The organism is Streptomyces sp. NPDC001714 (assembly GCF_042892755.1).
Taxonomy (GTDB): domain Bacteria; phylum Actinomycetota; class Actinomycetes; order Streptomycetales; family Streptomycetaceae; genus Streptomyces.
In genome coordinates, this window is the sequence record NZ_JBIAUL010000034.1 from 44555 (window position 1) to 60791 (window position 16237).

Consider the following 16237-nt stretch of genomic DNA (forward strand, 5'->3'; position numbering starts at 1 on the left):
GGCTTCCATGCGCCGTCGCTCACCACTGAGCAGACCGCCGGGCCGACACCATCTGCTCGGCCTCGCCGTCCTCGCGACCACCGTGCTCGCCACGGGCCCGGCCCCCGCCACCGGCGCCGTGCCGATGTCCGCCGCGGAGGCCCCGACGGGCGCCCGCACAGCGGCGGCCGACCCCCTGAACTACTCGCCGACCTCGCGCACCCTCAAGCCGACCGCCGTCTACCGGACGTCCGGCAGTGTCGCGAACCCGCAGAACGTGCTGAGCGGACAGCCGACCCGGATCTCCGGCTCACAGTCCGCCGTCACCCTCGACTTCGGCAAAGAGACCGGCGGCGCGACAACGTTGTCCTTCGGAAGCGCGAGCGACAGTGGGCAACGCGTCGGCCTGGCCTTCAGCGAGTCGTCGCTCTACGTGGGCAACAACAGCGACCGCAGCAGCGGCCGCGACGGCGAGGACGGCGCCCTCTACACCACGGCCTCCGCCAACGGCACCTACACCGTCCCCACCGCTCAACTCCGGGGCGGATTCCGCTACCTGACCGTCTTCCTCGACACCTCGGGCTGGGTGGACCTCAAGGGCGTCAGCCTCGACTTCACGGCGGCGCCGGGGACGTCCGACCCGGCCGACTACCCCAACTACTTCCACTCCAGCGACGATCTGCTCAACCGCGTCTGGTACGCCGGGGCCTACACGGTGCAGCTCGACACGATCGCCTCGGACCAGGGCCGCGCCTGGCCACCGCCGGCGTCGGCGTGGGACAACAGCGCGACCGTCGGCGTGGGGGACTCCGTCCTGGTCGACGGCGCCAAGCGGGACCGCACGGTGTGGCCGGGCGACATGGGCATCGCCGTACCCACGCAGTACGCGTACTCGGGCGACCTCACCTCGACCCGCAACGCGCTCACGACGATGTACGACGCGCAGTCGGCGGACGGTGAGATCCCCTGGTCGGGGCCGCCGTTCGACCTCACCGGCTCGGACACCTACCACACCTGGACGCTGCTGGGCACGTCGACGTACTACACGTACACCGCCGACCGGGCGTGGCTGGACTCCGAATGGGCGAACTACCAGCGCGGGATGACCTTCATCACCAACAAGATCGACGGCAACGACCTACTGAACGTGACCCGTACCCAGGACTGGGCCCGCGTCGGCCAGGGCGGTGAGAACATCTCCGCCAACGCGCTGCTGTACGCCGCGCTCAAGGGCGGCGCGACCCTGGCCGCGGCCGAGGGCGACAGCGCGCTCGCCGCGAGCTGGACCGGCAGGGCGGACGCGATCAAGGCGGCGGCCAACTCCCTGCTGTGGGACGCCTCGAAGGGCATGTACAAGGACAACCCCACCAGCGGTCTGCATCCGCAGGACGGCAACTCCCTCGCGGTCTGGTACGGGTTGACCGACACGGCGGCCAGGGCGAGGAGCGTCGTCGCGGGACTCGGGAAGAACTGGGGCGCGTACGGCCCCACCACTCCCGAATGGGGCGGCAACGTCTCGCCCTTCACGGGCGGCATGGAGCTCAACGCCCGCTTCACGGCGAACGACGACTACACCGCCCTGGACCAGATCCGGCGCACCTGGGGGCACATGCTCGACAGTGGCATCGGTACGAAGAGCACCTTCTGGGAGGGCGTCAAGGCCGACGGCGGGCTCGCCTACGGCGGTTCGTTCATGAGCCTGGCCCACGGCTGGTCCTCGGCGCCCACCTCCACGCTCACCTTCGACGTGCTCGGCACCGCGCCCGAGTCGGCTACCGGCGCCTACCGCTTCGTCCCGCACCCCGGCGACCTGACCAGCGCCGAGGGCCGCATCACCCTGCCCCAGGGCGCCGTGGACGCCTCCTGGTCCCGCGACCCGGCCGCCGGCACCTACTCGGCGCACCTGACCGGCCCGTCCGGCACCAGCGGCCGTATCGGCGTCCCGAAGTTCGGCGGCGGCAACGTCTCGGTGTCCGTGAACGGCGCCGTCGTCTGGAACAACGGAACCTTCACACCCGCCTCCGGCATCACCGGCGCGAGCCAGGACGACGCCTACGTCTACCTCACCGGCGTCGCGCCGGGCAGTTACACCGTGACCGCCACCGGCCTCGGCGACCCGGCCGCACCCGCCGACCCCGCCACCACCGGTGCGCTGCGCGCGGGCTACACCCGGTGCGGGGGCGAGGGCGGCACGTGTTCCTTCAGCGGCACCCGCTCGGTGGCGTACGGCGCCGGGACGTACACGTACAAGACGGTGACCGGCACCACCGCCTGCACCAACGACTCCTTCGGCGGCGACCCGACGCCGAACCTGGTGAAGTCCTGCTACGTCGCCGACGCGGGCGGCCCGCCCGGCTACACCGTCTGCGCGGCCGAGAACGGCACCTGCGCCGTACCCGGCTACAACCGTGACGTCGTCTACGGCGCCAACGGCAACTTCGTGCACCAGGTCACCAACGGCTCGGTCGCCTGCTCCAACGCCCACTTCGGCGATCCCGTCGACAGCGTCGCCAAGTCCTGCTACCTGCCGTCCGCCGGGGCACCGGCCGGCGGCTGGACCAAGTGCGCGGATCAGAACGGCACGTGCCCGGCCGCCGCCGGGCAGCCGGTGATGTACGGCGCGTTCGGAGCGTTCACCACGCTCACGGCCACCGGCGACACCCCGTGCACCGACGCGAGGTTCGGCGACCCGATCCCCGGCGAGTCGAAAGCCTGCTACACCGCCACCGGCGGTCCGGCCGGTTACGCCACGAACTGCTCGGACGAGACCGGGACCTGCGCCTTCAGCGGCCGGCAGACGGTGGCCTACGGCGCCCGGGGCAGCTTCGTCTACCGGACGTTCACCGGCGGGGCCGGTTGTACGACGGCGGCGTTCGGGGGCACGGACCCGCTGCCGGGCGTACGGAAAGGCTGCTACCTCACCTCCTGAGTGCTCCGGCGACCCGCCCAAGACCGATGGCCGGCTGCCGGATCACTCGGGGTGCGCCACCGCCTCCTTCTGCAGTTGCACCGCCGCGAGCAGGCTCAGCTTCGGCTCCGCCTGCCGCAGTGCCTTCACCGCGGCGACGGAGGTGATGTCCCCGGTGAAGCCGGTGGCGGCCAGCCGGGAGCGGACCCAGCGGGCGCGCAGCCGGCTCTCCGTGGCGGAGGCGGTGGACTCCACGAGTGCGGCTGCGCGTTCCAGGCCCGGGCGTTCCTCCGGCGAGACCTCGGCCAGTGCCCGGCGCAGGGCCGCCGCGACCTCGTCCGCGTCGCGGATGGTCAGCACGAAGGTGTTCTTCCTGCCCAGTCCCGTGATTCCTGTCATGTGGACCAGCCTGACGGCGATGTCCGGTGCGTGCCAAGCGACTTGAGGAGCCTCAGAGGTGACGTCGGGGCCGCGGTGCCCGACCGGATCGCCCACGCCTTCGTGCGGCGGACGGAGACCGACGCGGTCGACGACCCGCTGATCACCCTCCTGTGCGGTCGCGTCAGACGCCGGCGGTCCGTGCCCGGCCCACCCCCGGTACCCAGGTGACGGACCGGATCCAGTTGGGGGACTTCCTGCGCCGTCGCCGTGCGGCCCTGCGTCCGGAGGACCTCGGCCTCGCCCCCGGCACCCGGCGCCGGACTCCCGGACTGCGCCGCGACGAGGTGGCGGCGATGGCCAGCATGTCCACCGCCTACTACGAGAGCCTCGAGCAGGCACGTGGTCCCCAGCCGTCGGCGTCGATGCTGGCGAGCATCGCGGCCGCCCTGCGGCTGACACCCGACGAACGGCGCCATCTGTGTCTGCTGGCCGGGCAGGCACCGCCGACGTCGGCCGAGCCACCGGACTACGTCGACCCGGGGCTGTCGTACACCCTGGACGCGGTGGCAGCCACGACGCCCGCGACCATCTGCGACGACCTGTCCAATGTCGTCGCGCAGAACCCTTTGAACATCGCGCTGCTCGGCTCGTTCGCCGGCCGGCCCGGCCACGAGAAGAACCTGACCTGGCACTGGTTCACCTCCGCGCACTGGCGTTCCGTGCTGCGTTCGGCGTCACCGCGGGAGGAGGAGGCGACCGGCCTTTCGTACGTGGCCGACCTCAGGGCCACGGCCGCCCAGCGCGGCCACGACCCCGCCGCCGCGGCGCTGGTCCGCGATCTGCGCGCAGCCAGCCCGGAGTTCGCCGAGATGTGGGACCAGCACCGGGTGTCGACCCTGCACTGCTCGACGAAGACCGTGGTCAACGAGCACGTGGGGCGCCTCGTTCTGGACTGTGTCGTTCTCGCCAGCCCGCTGTCCCGGCAACGGCTTCTCCTGCTCCAGCCCGTACCGGGCACGGAAACCGTGGACCGCCTCGGCCGTCTCCAGCTGTTGATCAGCGGCGGGCGGTCCTACGGTGCGGCGTATCCGGGCACAGAAGGCCAGCGGACGGTCAGGACGACGGACTCGTCCTCCGCGACCCACGAGTGATCCACTCCCTGGCCCCAGACGACATAGTCGCCCTGCTCTTCCAGCAGCACGCTGCGGCCGGGGAACTCCATGCGGAAACGCCCCGTGATGAGCACCAGGAGAGCTGTGCGCACCTCGCCCTTCACCCACTGCGTGCGTTGTTCGCCGCGTGGGTGGACACCCCACTTGACCTCCACGGCGTCGCTGTGCCGGGGGTCGTCGTGCTCCTTGAAGTGCCCGAGCAGCCATCCCCGGTCCAGCGCCGCGTCCTTGCCCGCCTTGCCCACGTACACGCCGTCTTCCATGCGTCCGAACGCTAACAGCCGGGCTGTCGCGTCGTTGCGGACAGAGCGCCGGGCGGCCCGAGGTCGCGGCCGGTGTTCACCGGAGCAGGTCGAGGAGCAGGCCCGCGGCCACCGCCGCTCCGTCGGTGCGGATCCTGGCGCCCAGCGCCCTCGCCCGCGCCCGCGTCCCGGGTGCCAGGGCCGTCTTGAACGCGACGCGCAGGGTTTCGGCGGCCGGGTCCGGTTCGTCCAGTGCCGCGCCGATGTCCAGGTCCGCCACCCGGCGCGCCCAGTACGGGTTGTCCGCCAGCTGGAGGGCCACCACCACCTGCGGCACGCCCGCCCGGGCTGCCGTCAGCGTGGTGCCGGCACCGCCGTGGTGCACGACGGCGGCCACCCTGGGGAACAGACTTTGGTGGCTGACCTCGCCGATGGCGAAGCAGTCGTCCCGGACCTCGGGCAGGTCCAGGTCCGCCCAGCCGCGGGAGACCAGTACGCGGTGCCCCTGCGCCAGACTTGCCTCGACGGCCTTGCGGGCGATGCCCGGCGACGGGCGTACGCTGCCGAACCCCACGTAGACCGGCGGCGCGCCCGCGTCCAGGAACGTCACCAGGTCGGCCGGGAGCGGGCGTTCGTCCGGCAGGGTCCAGGCACCTGTCTGTACGACGTCGAGGCCCGGGGTCTGCCGCCACGGTCCGAGGACCGGGTCCGCCGCCAGCCACGGCCGGTCGGTGTAGACGTGGTCGCGGACGTTGTCCACGGGCGGCAGACCGATCGCTGCCCGGTGGTGGTTGAGCGGCTCACCGAACTGCGCGTTCACGTTGTGGGCGTCCAGCTCCCAGAGCGTCCGGTTGTCGTGCGCCTCCGGCTCCGGCCAGCCCGGTCGCGGTGGCGGGGCGTGGTGGGGCGACGGCAGGTTGACCGCCGAGTAGCACGCGTACACGTAGCGGATGCCCGCGGCCTCGGCCACGGACCGTGCGGCGATCTGCGCCAGGCCGGCGGCCACCAGCACGTCGCATCCCTCGGCCGCCGCGGGGAAGACGTCGAACTGCGTGCCGACCATCTCGGTCCGGTACCGGGACAGGTCCGCCGCCGACGGCAGAGTCGTCCCGCGCATCAGTTCCCGCACCGGCGGCCCGACCGGCACCGGCTGCACGCCGAGCCCTGCCAGCCGCTCCGCGAACTCCTCGTCCGGCGGGGCGCACATGCGCACCTCGGCGCCGAGCGCCTGTAACCGCACCGCGAGGGCCACCAGCGGTTCGACATCGCCGCGCGTCCCGTACGTGGACAACAGCACCCGCATCCAGCGCCCTCTTTCGCTCTGTCTTCCCTGCGTTTCGGTCCTCGCCGTACGTGTGTGACACCGGAGGCGGCGGAGGTTCCGCGAGCACCGTGGTGCTGAATACCCAGGCACTCCCCGCCCCATGCGGTCCCCCGTCGGTCAGCGGCCGTCTCGCCCCGAGCCGTCCCCGGTAACTACGGTGATCGCGAGCATGCCCTCCGGGCCAGTGGTACGGACTCGGCCCTGAGCCGCACGCAACCTGCAAGGCGCGCAAGGTTCCCCGATCGACAACAGAATCCGAGAGCCACTCCATGCATCGTTCTTCCGCGCCCGTCCCCGATGTCTCGATCATCCTGCCCTGCGCCGGATTCGGAACACGGTTCAGTGCCCCCTATCCGAAAGAGCTGCACTGTCTGGCCCCTGGGGTCACCGTGCTGGACCGCAGCCTGGAAGCCGTCGTCGAACTGGCCAAGAGCGGACTCAACGTGCGCGTGGTCGTCGTGTTCGGGACACACAAGCTGGACACAGTGGGTTATCTCGCACGGTATGCCAGGACCCTTCAGATGGTCTTCGTCTACCAGGACGAGTCGCTCGAGCCGGGCCTCGAGGGCGCGATCCGCTCCGGTCTGCCGATGACGCGGGGGCCGGTGGCCCTCGTCCTGCCCGACATCGTCCTGACCGGCCAGGACAGCGCCGGCAGCCTTCTCGCCGCTCTGCGGTGCGTAGAGGCGACGGGGTGGAGCGTAGTGGCCGCCGAAGGGCGGGATCCCGGCACGCTGCGGCAGATGGGCGCGCTCGCCGTGGCCGAGGAGGGCGGCGTCATGACGGTCGGGGCGGCCGCCGACAAACCTGCGGATCCTTCTGGCTTCAACGCCTTCTGGGGGATGGTGGCGGCCACCGAGGAGGAAGCACACCGGTTACCCGACGTGGTGAGCAAGGGAGCGGACAGCCCGCTGGCGGGTGCGATCGCTCTCATGGTGGAGGGGATCGTCAACTACAACACCTCCGCGGGCTGACTCCTCGCGCACCTGCCCGCGCCACGGTCAGCCGAGGCCGAGCGTGGCGAGGGCCGTGGTCCAGTCGGTGACGATCGCCTGCTGCGCCTGGGCGAGGGTGACCTTGCCCGCGCAGACCGCGGTGTGCAGCTTGGTCTCCACCGGGTCCTTCTTGTTGTTGACGCCCTGGCTGTTCTTGTGGTTCGGGTCCGGGGGTTCGAGCCACAGGTTGCGTGGGTCGTTGGGGTCGCCGCCGAGCTGCAGGCTTATCAGGTGGTCGTACTCGGCTTCGCCCATGACTCCGGTGTAGCCGTAGGAGACGGCGTTGAGTTTCTTCTCCTTGCCGGTGACGTAGGCGGAGGGGCGGACGCCGGAGGTGTAGCCGCCCTTGCGGCATATCGTCGTCTTCAGGTTGGCCTGGGTGACGGCCGGCGAGATCGCGCCCGGGGTGCACGCGGCATCCTCCAGCGGCTCCCCCTTGTCGTACCGGTAGTGGCACGACCCGGCGGCCGGCTGCTGCTGCACGGTGTACTTCTTCTGCGGGCCGGCGCCGACCGCGATGTCATGCACCGCGCCCGCGGCACCCGACGGGGATGCCTCCGGAGCCGGGGCGCCCGACGAGGACGGGTCCGACGTACCCAGCTGGACGGACGAACAGCCCGCCAGCAGCAGACAGGTCAGCAGTGCCGGCACGGCGGCAGGGCGAACAGACGGCATGACGTCCCCTCACGGGTAGGTGGCAGCTGAGCAGATGCTGCCCTACCGGGAAACGCGCACGCCGGGCGGGATGGGCGAACGGGAGCACCGGCCTCGTCCGCAGGGCGTGCGAGCCCGGCGCAGGCAGACCGCCAAGACCCGGGCAAGCCGGGCCGAGGAGGCTCGCGGACAGCTGCTCCGGCGGCCCGGACCCCGCAGAATGGTGGCGACCGAGTCCGAGGTGTCCGAGTGCGGGTGCAGGTGCCGTACAGGGAGGGCGTGCGATGGCGGATGACACGGAGAGCGGTGGCGGGGCCGACGCCGAGCGGCTGCGGCTGGCGGCGGCCGACGCGGGGCGGGAGGCGTGGCGGCGCTGGGGGCCGTATCTCAGCGAGCGGCAGTGGGGCACGGTGCGCGAGGACTACAGCCCCGGCGGTGACGCCTGGTCGTACTTCACCCATGACCAGGCCCGCTCCCGGGCCTACCGCTGGGGCGAGGACGGCATCGCGGGCGTCAGCGACGACAAGCAGCGGCTGTGCTTCGCGCTCGCGCTGTGGAACGGCCGCGACCCGATCCTCAAGGAGCGGATGTTCGGCCTCACCAACGCCGAGGGCAACCACGGTGAGGACGTCAAGGAGTACTACTTCCACCTCGACAGCACGCCCACCCACTCGTACCTGAAGTTCCTCTACAAGTACCCGCAGGCGGAGTTCCCGTACGACGAGCTCGTGACCGTCAACCGGGACCGCGGGCGCGGCGAGTCCGAGTACGAGCTGCTGGACACCGGTGTCTTCGACGAGGACCGCTACTTCGACGTGTTCGTCGAGTACGCCAAGGCCGGCCCCGAGGACCTGCTCGTCGAGATCACCGCGCACAACCGCGGACCCGACGAGGCCACGCTCCATCTGCTGCCGACGCTGTGGTTCCGGCACACCTGGTCGTGGGCGGGCGGAACCGAGGTACCCGGCCTGCGCCACACGGACGGCGCGATCCTCGCCGACCACGCGGAACTCGGCCCGCGGCGACTGTACTTCGAGGGTGCGGCGGAGACCCTCTTCACCGAGAACGACACCGACAACGAGCGGATCTTCGGCAGCCCCAACGCCACCCCCTACGTCAAGGACGGCATCGGCCGGTACGTCGTCCACGGCGAGCGGGACGCCGTCAATCCCGCGCGGACCGGCACCAAGGCGTCCGTCCACCATGTCCTCACCGTGCCCGCCGGGGGCAGCGCCGCCGTCCGCCTGCGCCTGACGGACGGCGAACCCGCCGATCCGTGGGCCGGGTTCGGGCAGGTCCTGGACAACCGCCGGGCCGAGGCCGACGCCTTCTTCGAGGGCGTCGTCCCGGACGGCCTCGGCGAGGACGAGCGGCGGCTGGTGCGGCAGGCACTGGCCGGGATGCTGTGGAGCAAGCAGTACTACTACTTCGACGTGGAGCGCTGGCTGGCCGAGCACGGCGTCGATCCGCTCGGCGCCGACCCGCGCGTCCGCAACAGCGCCTGGTACCACATGGTCAACGACGAGATCATGTCGATGCCGGACACCTGGGAGTACCCGTGGTTCGCGGCGTGGGACCTCGCCTTCCACACCATCGCGCTGTCCATGGTCGACATCGGGTTCGCCAAGTCGCAGCTGGAGCTGCTGCTGCGCCGCCTGTATCTGCATCCCAACGGCCAGATCCCGGCGTACGAATGGAACTTCGGCGACGTCAATCCGCCCGTGCACGCCTGGGCCGTCCTCTTCGTCTACGAGCTGGAGAAGCAGCGCACCGGCCGCGGTGACCGCGCCTTCCTGGAGAACGCCTTCCAGAAGCTGACGAAGAACCTCACCTGGTGGCTCAACCGCAAGGACGTCGACGGCAACAACGTCTTCCAGGGCGGTTTCCTCGGCCTGGACAACATCGGTGTCTTCGACCGCAGCGCGCCGCTGCCCACCGGCGGCCACCTCGACCAGGCCGACGGCACCGCCTGGATGGCGCTGTACTGCCAGAACCTGCTGGAGATCGCCGTCGAGCTGGCGGCGGAGAACCCGGTGTACATCGAGCAGGCGCAGACGCTGTTCGAGCACTTCGCGTGGATCGCCGTCGCCATGAACCGTATCGGCAAGGACAACGTGAGCCTGTGGGACGAGGAGGACGGCTTCTTCTACGACGTGCTGCGGCTGCCCGACGGCAGCGCGACCCCGCTCAGGGTCCGCTCCCTGGTCGGTCTCATCCCGCTCGTCGCGACCAGTGTGGTCGGTGCCTGGACCGACCGCAGGTTCCCCGAACTCGTCCAGGGAGCACGGGAGTTCGTGCGGCGGCACCCGGCCGTCGAGGGCCTGGTCGCCTCCCGCGACGTCCTCGGGTCCGGCGCGGAGGGACGGCACCTGTTCGCGTTGTTCGGCGAGGACCGGCTGCGCCGCGTCCTGACCCGCATGCTCGACGAGGAGGAGTTCCTCGGCCCGCACGGCATCCGCTCCCTGTCCCGCCACCACGCGGCGCACCCCTACACGTTCGAGGTGCACGGGGAGACGTACGGTGTCGGCTATCTGCCCGCCGAGTCCGACTCGGGCATGTTCGGCGGCAACTCCAACTGGCGTGGCCCGGTCTGGTTCCCGGTCAACGTCCTGCTCGTCCGCGCCCTGCTGAACCTGCACGCCTACCACGGTGACGGGTTCACCGTGGAGTGCCCGACCGGTTCCGGCCGGCAGCTGAACCTGTACGAGGTCGCCCGCGAGATCTCCGGCCGGCTCACCTCGACCTTCCTGCGCGACGCGGACGGCCACCGCCCGGTGCACGGCACCCAGGCCAAGTTCGCCAAGGACCCGCACTGGAAGGACCTGATCCTGTTCTACGAGTACTTCCACGGCGACAACGGCGCCGGCCTCGGCGCCTCCCACCAGACCGGCTGGACCGGACTGGCCGCGGTCACCGCCACGCTGTTCCGGGTCGTCGGCGCGGGAGACTGGGGCGCCCTGCGGGAGGAGCCGCTGTCATGACGATGATCTACGAGATCAACACCCTCGTCTGGCTGGGCGAGTTGAGCGCACGCTTCGGGCGCTCCGTCACCCTCGGCGAGGTTCCCGGGGAGGTCTGGGACGAGGTCGCGCGGCCGGGCGTGGACACCGTGTGGCTGATGGGCGTGTGGGAGCGCAGCCCGGCCGGGCTGCGGATCGCCCTGGGCGACGAGGAGTTGCTCGCCTCCTTCCGCGAGGCGCTGCCCGGCCTCACCGAGGCGGACATCGCCGGATCGCCGTACTGCGTACGGAACTACGTCGTCGACCCGTCCCTCGGCGGTCCCGAGGGGCTGGCCGCGGCACGGGCCGAACTCGCCGCGCGCGGAGTGCGCCTGATCCTGGACTACGTCCCCAACCACGTGGCCCCCGACCACCCCTGGCTCACCGAGCGTCCGGACTGCCTGGTCCAGGGCACGCCGGAGGACCTGGCCCGCTCGCCGGAGTCGTTCCTGGAGACCGGCGGAACGGTGTTCGCCCGGGGCCGTGACCCCTACTTCCCGCCCTGGCCGGACGTGGTGCAGCTGAACGCCTTCAGCGAGCGGCTCCGGGCGGCGACGGTGGAGACGCTGGTGTCGATCGGCGACCAGGCCGACGGCGTGCGCTGCGACATGGCGATGCTGCCGATGAACGACGTGTTCGCCAAGACCTGGGGCGAGCGGGCGGGGCAGGTCCCCGCCGAGGACTTCTGGCCGTACGTCGTCCGCCGGGTGCGGGAGCGCCATCCCGGCCTGCTCTTCGTCGCGGAGGCGTACTGGGACCTCGAGTGGGCCCTACAGCAGCAGGGCTTCGACCACTGCTACGACAAGCGGCTCTACGACCGTCTGGTCCACGAGGACGCCGGCTCCGTCCGCGCCCATGTGCAGGCCGGCCTCGGCTACCAGCGCGGACTCGTCCGGTTCCTGGAGAACCACGACGAACCCCGGGCCGCCGTCACCCTGCCGGGCGACAAGGGGCGGGCGGCGGCCGTGGCCGTGGCCACCCTGCCCGGCGCGACCCTCTGGCACGAGGGCCAGTTCGAGGGCCGCCGGGTACGCCCGCCCGTGTTCCTCGCCCGCCGGCCCCAGGAGCCTGCCGACGCGGCCCTGCGTGACTTCTACGAGCGTCTCGTGGCCGCCGTCGCCCCCGTGCGCGAGGGTGACTGGCAGCTGCTGGCCTGCACCGGCTGGCCGGACAACGACACCCACCGCAGTCTGCTCGCGTGGTCCTGGACCACCGCCCGGGACAACTGCCTCGCCGTGATCAACTACTCCGGGGAGCCGGCCCAGGGGCGGGTTCCCCTGCCCTGGGCCGGACTCCGGGGCCGCTCCTGGCGACTGACCGGGCTGCTCGACGGGATCACCTACGACCGGGAGGGCGACGAACTGGCCGACCCGGGCCTGTTCGTGGCGCTCGACGCCTGGCAGTGGCACCTGCTCTCGCTCCCGCGGTGACCGAGGAGCCGCCGACCGTGTGGTCGGCGGCCGGGGCCGGTGCCAAGCGCTCCGCTGGTCGTGCCGTCCGCCGACTCCGGTCATTTCGTGCGTCATTTCCTGTCTCCTTCGCATGGGCGGCGGTTTCCGAACCGCAGGCGACGGCATGACGTGTCGTCAGCACTGCATCGCGCGATGGTCAAGAGTGCGTCACAGGGTCGAGGCGGCTGAGCGGGCGGGAGCCGACGGACGTACTGAAGGAGCAGGTAGACGCGACTCCGACGAAGGGCACCTCCTTGATCCCGCGACGCATCGGTCCGAGCCTGGCTCTGGGGCTCGCCTCCGCTTTCCTGCTGGGGGCGTGCGGCTCCTCGAACGGCACCGACACCGGCAACGCCGCCCCGGTCGCCCCGGTCACGTCGGCGACCTCGGCCACGTCGGATCCGGCCGCCTCCGCGCCGGCCGCCTCCTCGCCGGCCGCCGCCGGCAGTCCCGCGAGCGGGCAGCCGGCCACCACCACCGTGGTGATGGCCAGGACGGCGCAGGGGCTGGGCAGCATCGTCACCGACGACAAGGGGCTGACCCTCTACCGCTACGACAAGGACCAGCCGAACCCCTCCAAGTGGACGTGCTCCGGCACGTGCACCAAGACCTGGCTGCCGGTGATCGTGCCGGAGTCCGTACAGACCTCAGGGGTGGAGAAGAGTCTCCTCGGCACCGTCCACCGGAACGGCGAGACACAGCTCACCCTCGCCGGCTGGCCGCTCTACCGGTATGTGGGCGACACGGCGGCCGGACAGACGAACGGCCAGGGCAAGGATCAGGAGTGGTACGCCGTCACTCCCTCCGGCCAGAAATCGACGGCGACGGGCTGACGGCCGGCCGGAGGGGGCCGGCCGTCTTCCTCACGCGCCGGAGCGGGCTGCGACGAGCGATTTCCAGGACCTGTTCCGTTTGAACGGCATTTCGAAGAGCTTGGAGAACAGCCACGCCGCGATGACCGAACCCGGCAGGCCCACCGCCAGCGTGAACCAGAAAGTCGGCAGTCCCGGCGACACGACATACGGGGCGACCCGGCGTATCACGGCCAGGACGATCGGAAGATGGATCAGGTAGAGGCTGTAGGAGAAACCGCCGAGGCCGTGGACGGGGCGTGCCGTCAGGAGCCGTACGAGAACGCCGGGCTTTCCGGTGGCGACGGCGGCGAGCAGCATCGTCATGGCCGGAGCGATGGCGAGATCGATCCAGAAGTAGTGGTTCACCGTCCAGGCAGAACCCCGGACGACGCCGAGGGCCACGACCGGCAGGGCGGCCAGGACGGCGAACCATCCCCACGGCAGCCGTCGCACCCTGTCTCCGGCGGCCACGACTCCCGCGCCCAGCACGCCTGCGGCGAACACCGGCGCGAGATGGGGAGCGAGCCAGTTGTCGCCCTCCACGGGGTTGGCGCCGGGTGCCGTCAGGCCGATGACGACCACCGGGAGTGTCACCGAAGCGGCCATCATCGCGGCGCCCCAGCGCCGGCGGACGAGGAGGAGAAGGGGGAAGAGGAGGTAGAGCTCGGCCTCCACTCCAATCGACCAGAACGCGCCGTTCGGCGTCGGGGCGGTGACCACGTCCTGGGCGACCAGGCCGTACACCAGAACCGTCGCGCCGGTGGGCGGACCGAAGTGCGAGGCCGGCACCACGAACCACGAGATCAGCAGGCTCATGGCCAGGGCCGCCCAGTAGGGGGGCAGGATGCGCCAGGCGCGTCGGCGCAGGAACTCGCCGACACCGGCCGACCGCCAGCCGTGCCGTGCCGGGGAGATCGCCAGCGAGAACCCGGACAGCACCAGGAAGAAGACGACGGCAAGGCGCCCGAACATCAGCCCGCCCAGCCAGGGGGGCGCCGAACTGTGGGGATAGCCCGGGAAGGTGTACAGCCAGCAGTGGAACAGGACGACGTAGAGCGCCGCCAGGCCACGGAGGCCGTCCAGGCCCTGTACCTGCGCTGGTCGGCGGACCCGCGCTCCGTCCCCGCCCCCGGTCCCGTTCTCCTCCCGGCGCACGGGGACGGCCAGGTCGAGAGCACTGCCGGCCGGGCGACTCGCATCCACTGAAATGGTTCGGCCCTTCCTCTGAACACCGGCTGCCGCGCGGCACCGATGCCTTCGGGCGGCACGGCGCCGCCCACAACGACAGGTACGTGACCCCCGGCTGGGCCGTTCAACCGGCGCGCCCGGCCGCCCCGCGCCGAGGTCTCCGGGTCGTTTGGGCGGCGGCGGGTTCGGCTACCCATGGCGCATGATTCCCTCTCGGGTCGAGGAGACCCTGCCGGAGCTGGCCCCCTTCGTGCACGCCGTTCAGGGGCGGCGGCCCGACGACGGTACGTGGTGCGAGGCGTGGACGGTGCGGGACGTCCTGGTCCACCAGACCGGCAACGCCGAGGAACTGGCCCGGGTGCTGCAGGCGTTCCTCGCCGGTGCGCCGGTGGAGACCAGGGGATTCGACCGCGAGGAGCCCTACCGGCGGATGTCGGACACCGAGCTGTGGGCCGCGTTCCTGAGCCGCTGCGAGAAGCTCAGCGAGGTCGCCGCGGCCGCCGCCCGGGATCTCTCCCCGGACACCGAGGTGATGTGGACCGGACGCACGGTGAAGGTCCCCTTCTTCGCCGAGCACATGCGGGAGGAGCTGATCCTGCACCGCTGGGACCTGACCGGCGACGACCGTACGGCGGTGCAGGCGCTCAACGAGCCGTGGATGACGGAGCACAGCGTGACGTCGGTCGGCCGGCCGCTGCTGGAGCGCGGCCGCGCCGGTCTCGACCTGGGCCCGGAGGGCCGGTTCGAGGGCCGGCTGCGTACGCCCGGCATGGACGACGTCGTGGTGACCGCCGACGCGGACGGCGCCGGCATCCGGCTCGCCGCACCCGAGGGCCCCGCGACGATCGAGAGCGACGCGGCCGTCCGCGTGCTGCTGCTGTGGGGCCGCCGCCCCGCCGACCCGACCCGCTGGCACAGCGCCGCGGGACCGGACGCCCTGCGCAGGGTGCGCGCGCTGCTCGGCGGCTACTGAACCAGGCGGCTGAACCAGGCGGCTGAACCGGTCGACGGGCCTTGGGGCCGCACGCCTTACGGAGTCGTGACGTGCGGGCGTGGGCGCGTGGTCCGGGCGTCGCGCGCGCCTAGCGTGGCCTCATGCGTGTACTGGTCACCGGCGGTGCCGGGTTCATCGGGTCCCATGTCGTCGAGGCGCTGACGGCGCGCGGGCACGAGACGGTCGTGTTCGACGTCCGGGACGATCCGGGCGCCGACGTGCGCAGCCCGGTGGCGGTGGGGCGGGCCCTCGCGGGCGTCGACGCGGTCTGCCACCAGGCCGCGATGGTCGGCCTCGGGGTCGGGTTCGGTGACGCGGCGGAGTACGTCTCGCGCAACGACCTCGGTACGGCCGTGCTGCTCTCCGCGATGGCCGGGGCGGGGGTACGGCACCTCGTGCTGGCCGGGTCGATGGTCGTGTACGGGGAGGGGCGGTACGAGTGCCCGCGGCACGGCGTCGTACGGCCCGGGCCGCGCGCGGTCGCCGATCTGGACGCGGGGCGGTTCGAACCGAACTGCCCGGTGTGCGGCGCCGAGTTGACGCCGGGTCTGGTCGGTGAGGACGCCCCCGTCGATCCGCGCAACGTGTACGCCACGACCAAGCTGGCCCAGGAGCACCTGGCCGCGGCGTGGGCCCGGTCGACGGGCGGTTCGGCGGTGTCGCTGCGCTACCACAACGTGTACGGGCCCCGGATGCCCCGCGACACCCCCTACGCGGGCGTCGCCTCCTTCTTCCGTTCCGCACTCGCCCGGGGTGAGGCGCCCCGGGTGTACGAGGACGGGCGGCAGCGCCGGGACTTCGTGCACGTCAGGGACGTGGCCGCCGCCAACGCGGTGGCGCTTGAGGCACGGCCGGCCCCGGGAGTCCTGACCGCGTACAACACCGGGAGCGGCGAGCCGCACACCGTCGGCGAGATGGCCCGCGCGCTGGCCGAGGCGCACGGCGGGCCGCTGCCGCTGGTCACCGGGGAGTACCGGCTCGGCGACGTCCGGCACATCACGGCCGACTCCTCGCGGCTGCGGGCCGACCTGGGCTGGAAGCCCGAGGTCGGGTTCGCGGAGGGGATGCGGGAGTTCGCGCGCGCGGAGTGAGCCGT

The 16237-nt window shown here is 71.8% G+C and carries 13 protein-coding genes; 8 read left to right on the forward strand and 5 right to left on the reverse strand.

Annotation, left to right across the window (positions count from 1 at the left end; all coding sequences use genetic code 11):
* The first annotated feature begins 7 nt into the window (after window positions 1–7).
* Window positions 8–2908, forward strand: a complete 2901-nt coding sequence (locus tag ACFY0P_RS47835) for a trehalase family glycosidase (protein ID WP_388928787.1) — start codon at window positions 8–10, stop codon at window positions 2906–2908.
* A 42-nt stretch (window positions 2909–2950) separates the two neighbouring features.
* Here the strand turns inward: ACFY0P_RS47835 and ACFY0P_RS47840 are convergent, their stop codons facing one another.
* On the reverse strand, window positions 2951–3286 hold the full coding sequence (locus ACFY0P_RS47840) for a hypothetical protein (protein WP_388928788.1): 336 nt from the start codon (window positions 3284–3286) through the stop codon (window positions 2951–2953).
* Between the two features lie 206 nt (window positions 3287–3492).
* On the opposite strand from ACFY0P_RS47840, the gene ACFY0P_RS47845 reads away from it, so the two are divergent.
* Window positions 3493–4419, forward strand: coding sequence for a helix-turn-helix transcriptional regulator (locus tag ACFY0P_RS47845; protein WP_388928789.1), 927 nt, complete (start codon window positions 3493–3495; stop codon window positions 4417–4419).
* On the opposite strand, the gene ACFY0P_RS47850 is transcribed toward ACFY0P_RS47845, so the two are convergent.
* A complete protein-coding gene (locus tag ACFY0P_RS47850) occupies window positions 4341–4703 on the reverse strand; it encodes a signal peptidase I (protein WP_388928790.1) in 363 nt (120 codons plus the stop codon). The two genes, ACFY0P_RS47845 and ACFY0P_RS47850, sit on opposite strands and share 79 nt — an antisense overlap.
* Before the next feature lie 76 nt (window positions 4704–4779).
* Window positions 4780–5985: a glycosyltransferase gene (locus tag ACFY0P_RS47855; protein ID WP_388928791.1), complete on the reverse strand. Its 1206-nt coding sequence runs from the start codon at window positions 5983–5985 to the stop codon at window positions 4780–4782.
* A gap of 290 nt (window positions 5986–6275) precedes the next feature.
* Here ACFY0P_RS47855 and ACFY0P_RS47860 point away from each other — a divergent pair, with 290 nt between their 5' ends.
* Window positions 6276–6980: a hypothetical protein gene (locus ACFY0P_RS47860; RefSeq protein ID WP_388928792.1), complete on the forward strand. Its 705-nt coding sequence runs from the start codon at window positions 6276–6278 to the stop codon at window positions 6978–6980.
* A 27-nt stretch (window positions 6981–7007) separates the two neighbouring features.
* Here ACFY0P_RS47860 and ACFY0P_RS47865 read toward each other — a convergent pair whose 3' ends face one another.
* Window positions 7008–7676, reverse strand: a complete 669-nt coding sequence (locus ACFY0P_RS47865) for a hypothetical protein (protein ID WP_388928793.1) — start codon at window positions 7674–7676, stop codon at window positions 7008–7010.
* A gap of 263 nt (window positions 7677–7939) precedes the next feature.
* On the opposite strand from ACFY0P_RS47865, the gene ACFY0P_RS47870 reads away from it, so the two are divergent.
* From ACFY0P_RS47870 to ACFY0P_RS47880, 3 genes are all read left to right on the forward strand, one after another.
* The gene (locus ACFY0P_RS47870) at window positions 7940–10636 is read left to right on the forward strand and encodes a glucosidase (protein WP_388928794.1); all 2697 of its coding nucleotides are present in this window, start codon (window positions 7940–7942) and stop codon (window positions 10634–10636) included.
* Window positions 10633–12084: an alpha-amylase family glycosyl hydrolase gene (locus ACFY0P_RS47875; RefSeq protein ID WP_388928795.1), complete on the forward strand. Its 1452-nt coding sequence runs from the start codon at window positions 10633–10635 to the stop codon at window positions 12082–12084. Before ACFY0P_RS47870 ends, ACFY0P_RS47875 begins: the two co-directional genes overlap by 4 nt.
* A 275-nt stretch (window positions 12085–12359) precedes the next feature.
* Complete coding sequence (locus ACFY0P_RS47880; protein WP_388928796.1) at window positions 12360–12938, forward strand: hypothetical protein; 579 nt, start codon at window positions 12360–12362, stop codon at window positions 12936–12938.
* A gap of 30 nt (window positions 12939–12968) precedes the next feature.
* Here the strand turns inward: ACFY0P_RS47880 and ACFY0P_RS47885 are convergent, their stop codons facing one another.
* The gene (locus tag ACFY0P_RS47885; protein ID WP_388928797.1) at window positions 12969–14162 is read right to left on the reverse strand and encodes an acyltransferase family protein; all 1194 of its coding nucleotides are present in this window, start codon (window positions 14160–14162) and stop codon (window positions 12969–12971) included.
* Window positions 14163–14349: 187 nt separating this feature from the next.
* On the opposite strand from ACFY0P_RS47885, the gene ACFY0P_RS47890 reads away from it, so the two are divergent.
* Entirely contained in the window at window positions 14350–15120 is a 771-nt protein-coding gene (locus ACFY0P_RS47890; protein WP_388928798.1) for a maleylpyruvate isomerase N-terminal domain-containing protein, read from the forward strand.
* Window positions 15121–15242: 122 nt separating this feature from the next.
* Window positions 15243–16232 carry an NAD-dependent epimerase/dehydratase family protein gene (locus ACFY0P_RS47895; protein ID WP_388928799.1) on the forward strand — a complete coding sequence of 330 codons (990 nt, stop codon included), beginning with the start codon at window positions 15243–15245 and terminating at the stop codon, window positions 16230–16232.
* Window positions 16233–16237 lie beyond the last annotated feature (5 nt).

What these genes read in the sequence shown, in the direction of transcription:
- ACFY0P_RS47835 (WP_388928787.1), top strand. Translation starts at nt 8, where the DNA reads ATGCGCCGTCGCTCACCACTGAGCAGACCGCCGGGCCGACACCATCTG.
- ACFY0P_RS47840 (WP_388928788.1), bottom strand. Translation starts at nt 3,286, where the DNA reads ATGACAGGAATCACGGGACTGGGCAGGAAGAACACCTTCGTGCTGACC.
- ACFY0P_RS47850 (WP_388928790.1), bottom strand. Translation starts at nt 4,703, where the DNA reads ATGGAAGACGGCGTGTACGTGGGCAAGGCGGGCAAGGACGCGGCGCTG.
- ACFY0P_RS47855 (WP_388928791.1), bottom strand. Translation starts at nt 5,985, where the DNA reads ATGCGGGTGCTGTTGTCCACGTACGGGACGCGCGGCGATGTCGAACCG.
- ACFY0P_RS47860 (WP_388928792.1), top strand. Translation starts at nt 6,276, where the DNA reads ATGCATCGTTCTTCCGCGCCCGTCCCCGATGTCTCGATCATCCTGCCC.
- ACFY0P_RS47865 (WP_388928793.1), bottom strand. Translation starts at nt 7,676, where the DNA reads ATGCCGTCTGTTCGCCCTGCCGCCGTGCCGGCACTGCTGACCTGTCTG.
- ACFY0P_RS47870 (WP_388928794.1), top strand. Translation starts at nt 7,940, where the DNA reads ATGGCGGATGACACGGAGAGCGGTGGCGGGGCCGACGCCGAGCGGCTG.
- ACFY0P_RS47875 (WP_388928795.1), top strand. Translation starts at nt 10,633, where the DNA reads ATGACGATGATCTACGAGATCAACACCCTCGTCTGGCTGGGCGAGTTG.
- ACFY0P_RS47890 (WP_388928798.1), top strand. Translation starts at nt 14,350, where the DNA reads ATGATTCCCTCTCGGGTCGAGGAGACCCTGCCGGAGCTGGCCCCCTTC.
- ACFY0P_RS47895 (WP_388928799.1), top strand. Translation starts at nt 15,243, where the DNA reads ATGCGTGTACTGGTCACCGGCGGTGCCGGGTTCATCGGGTCCCATGTC.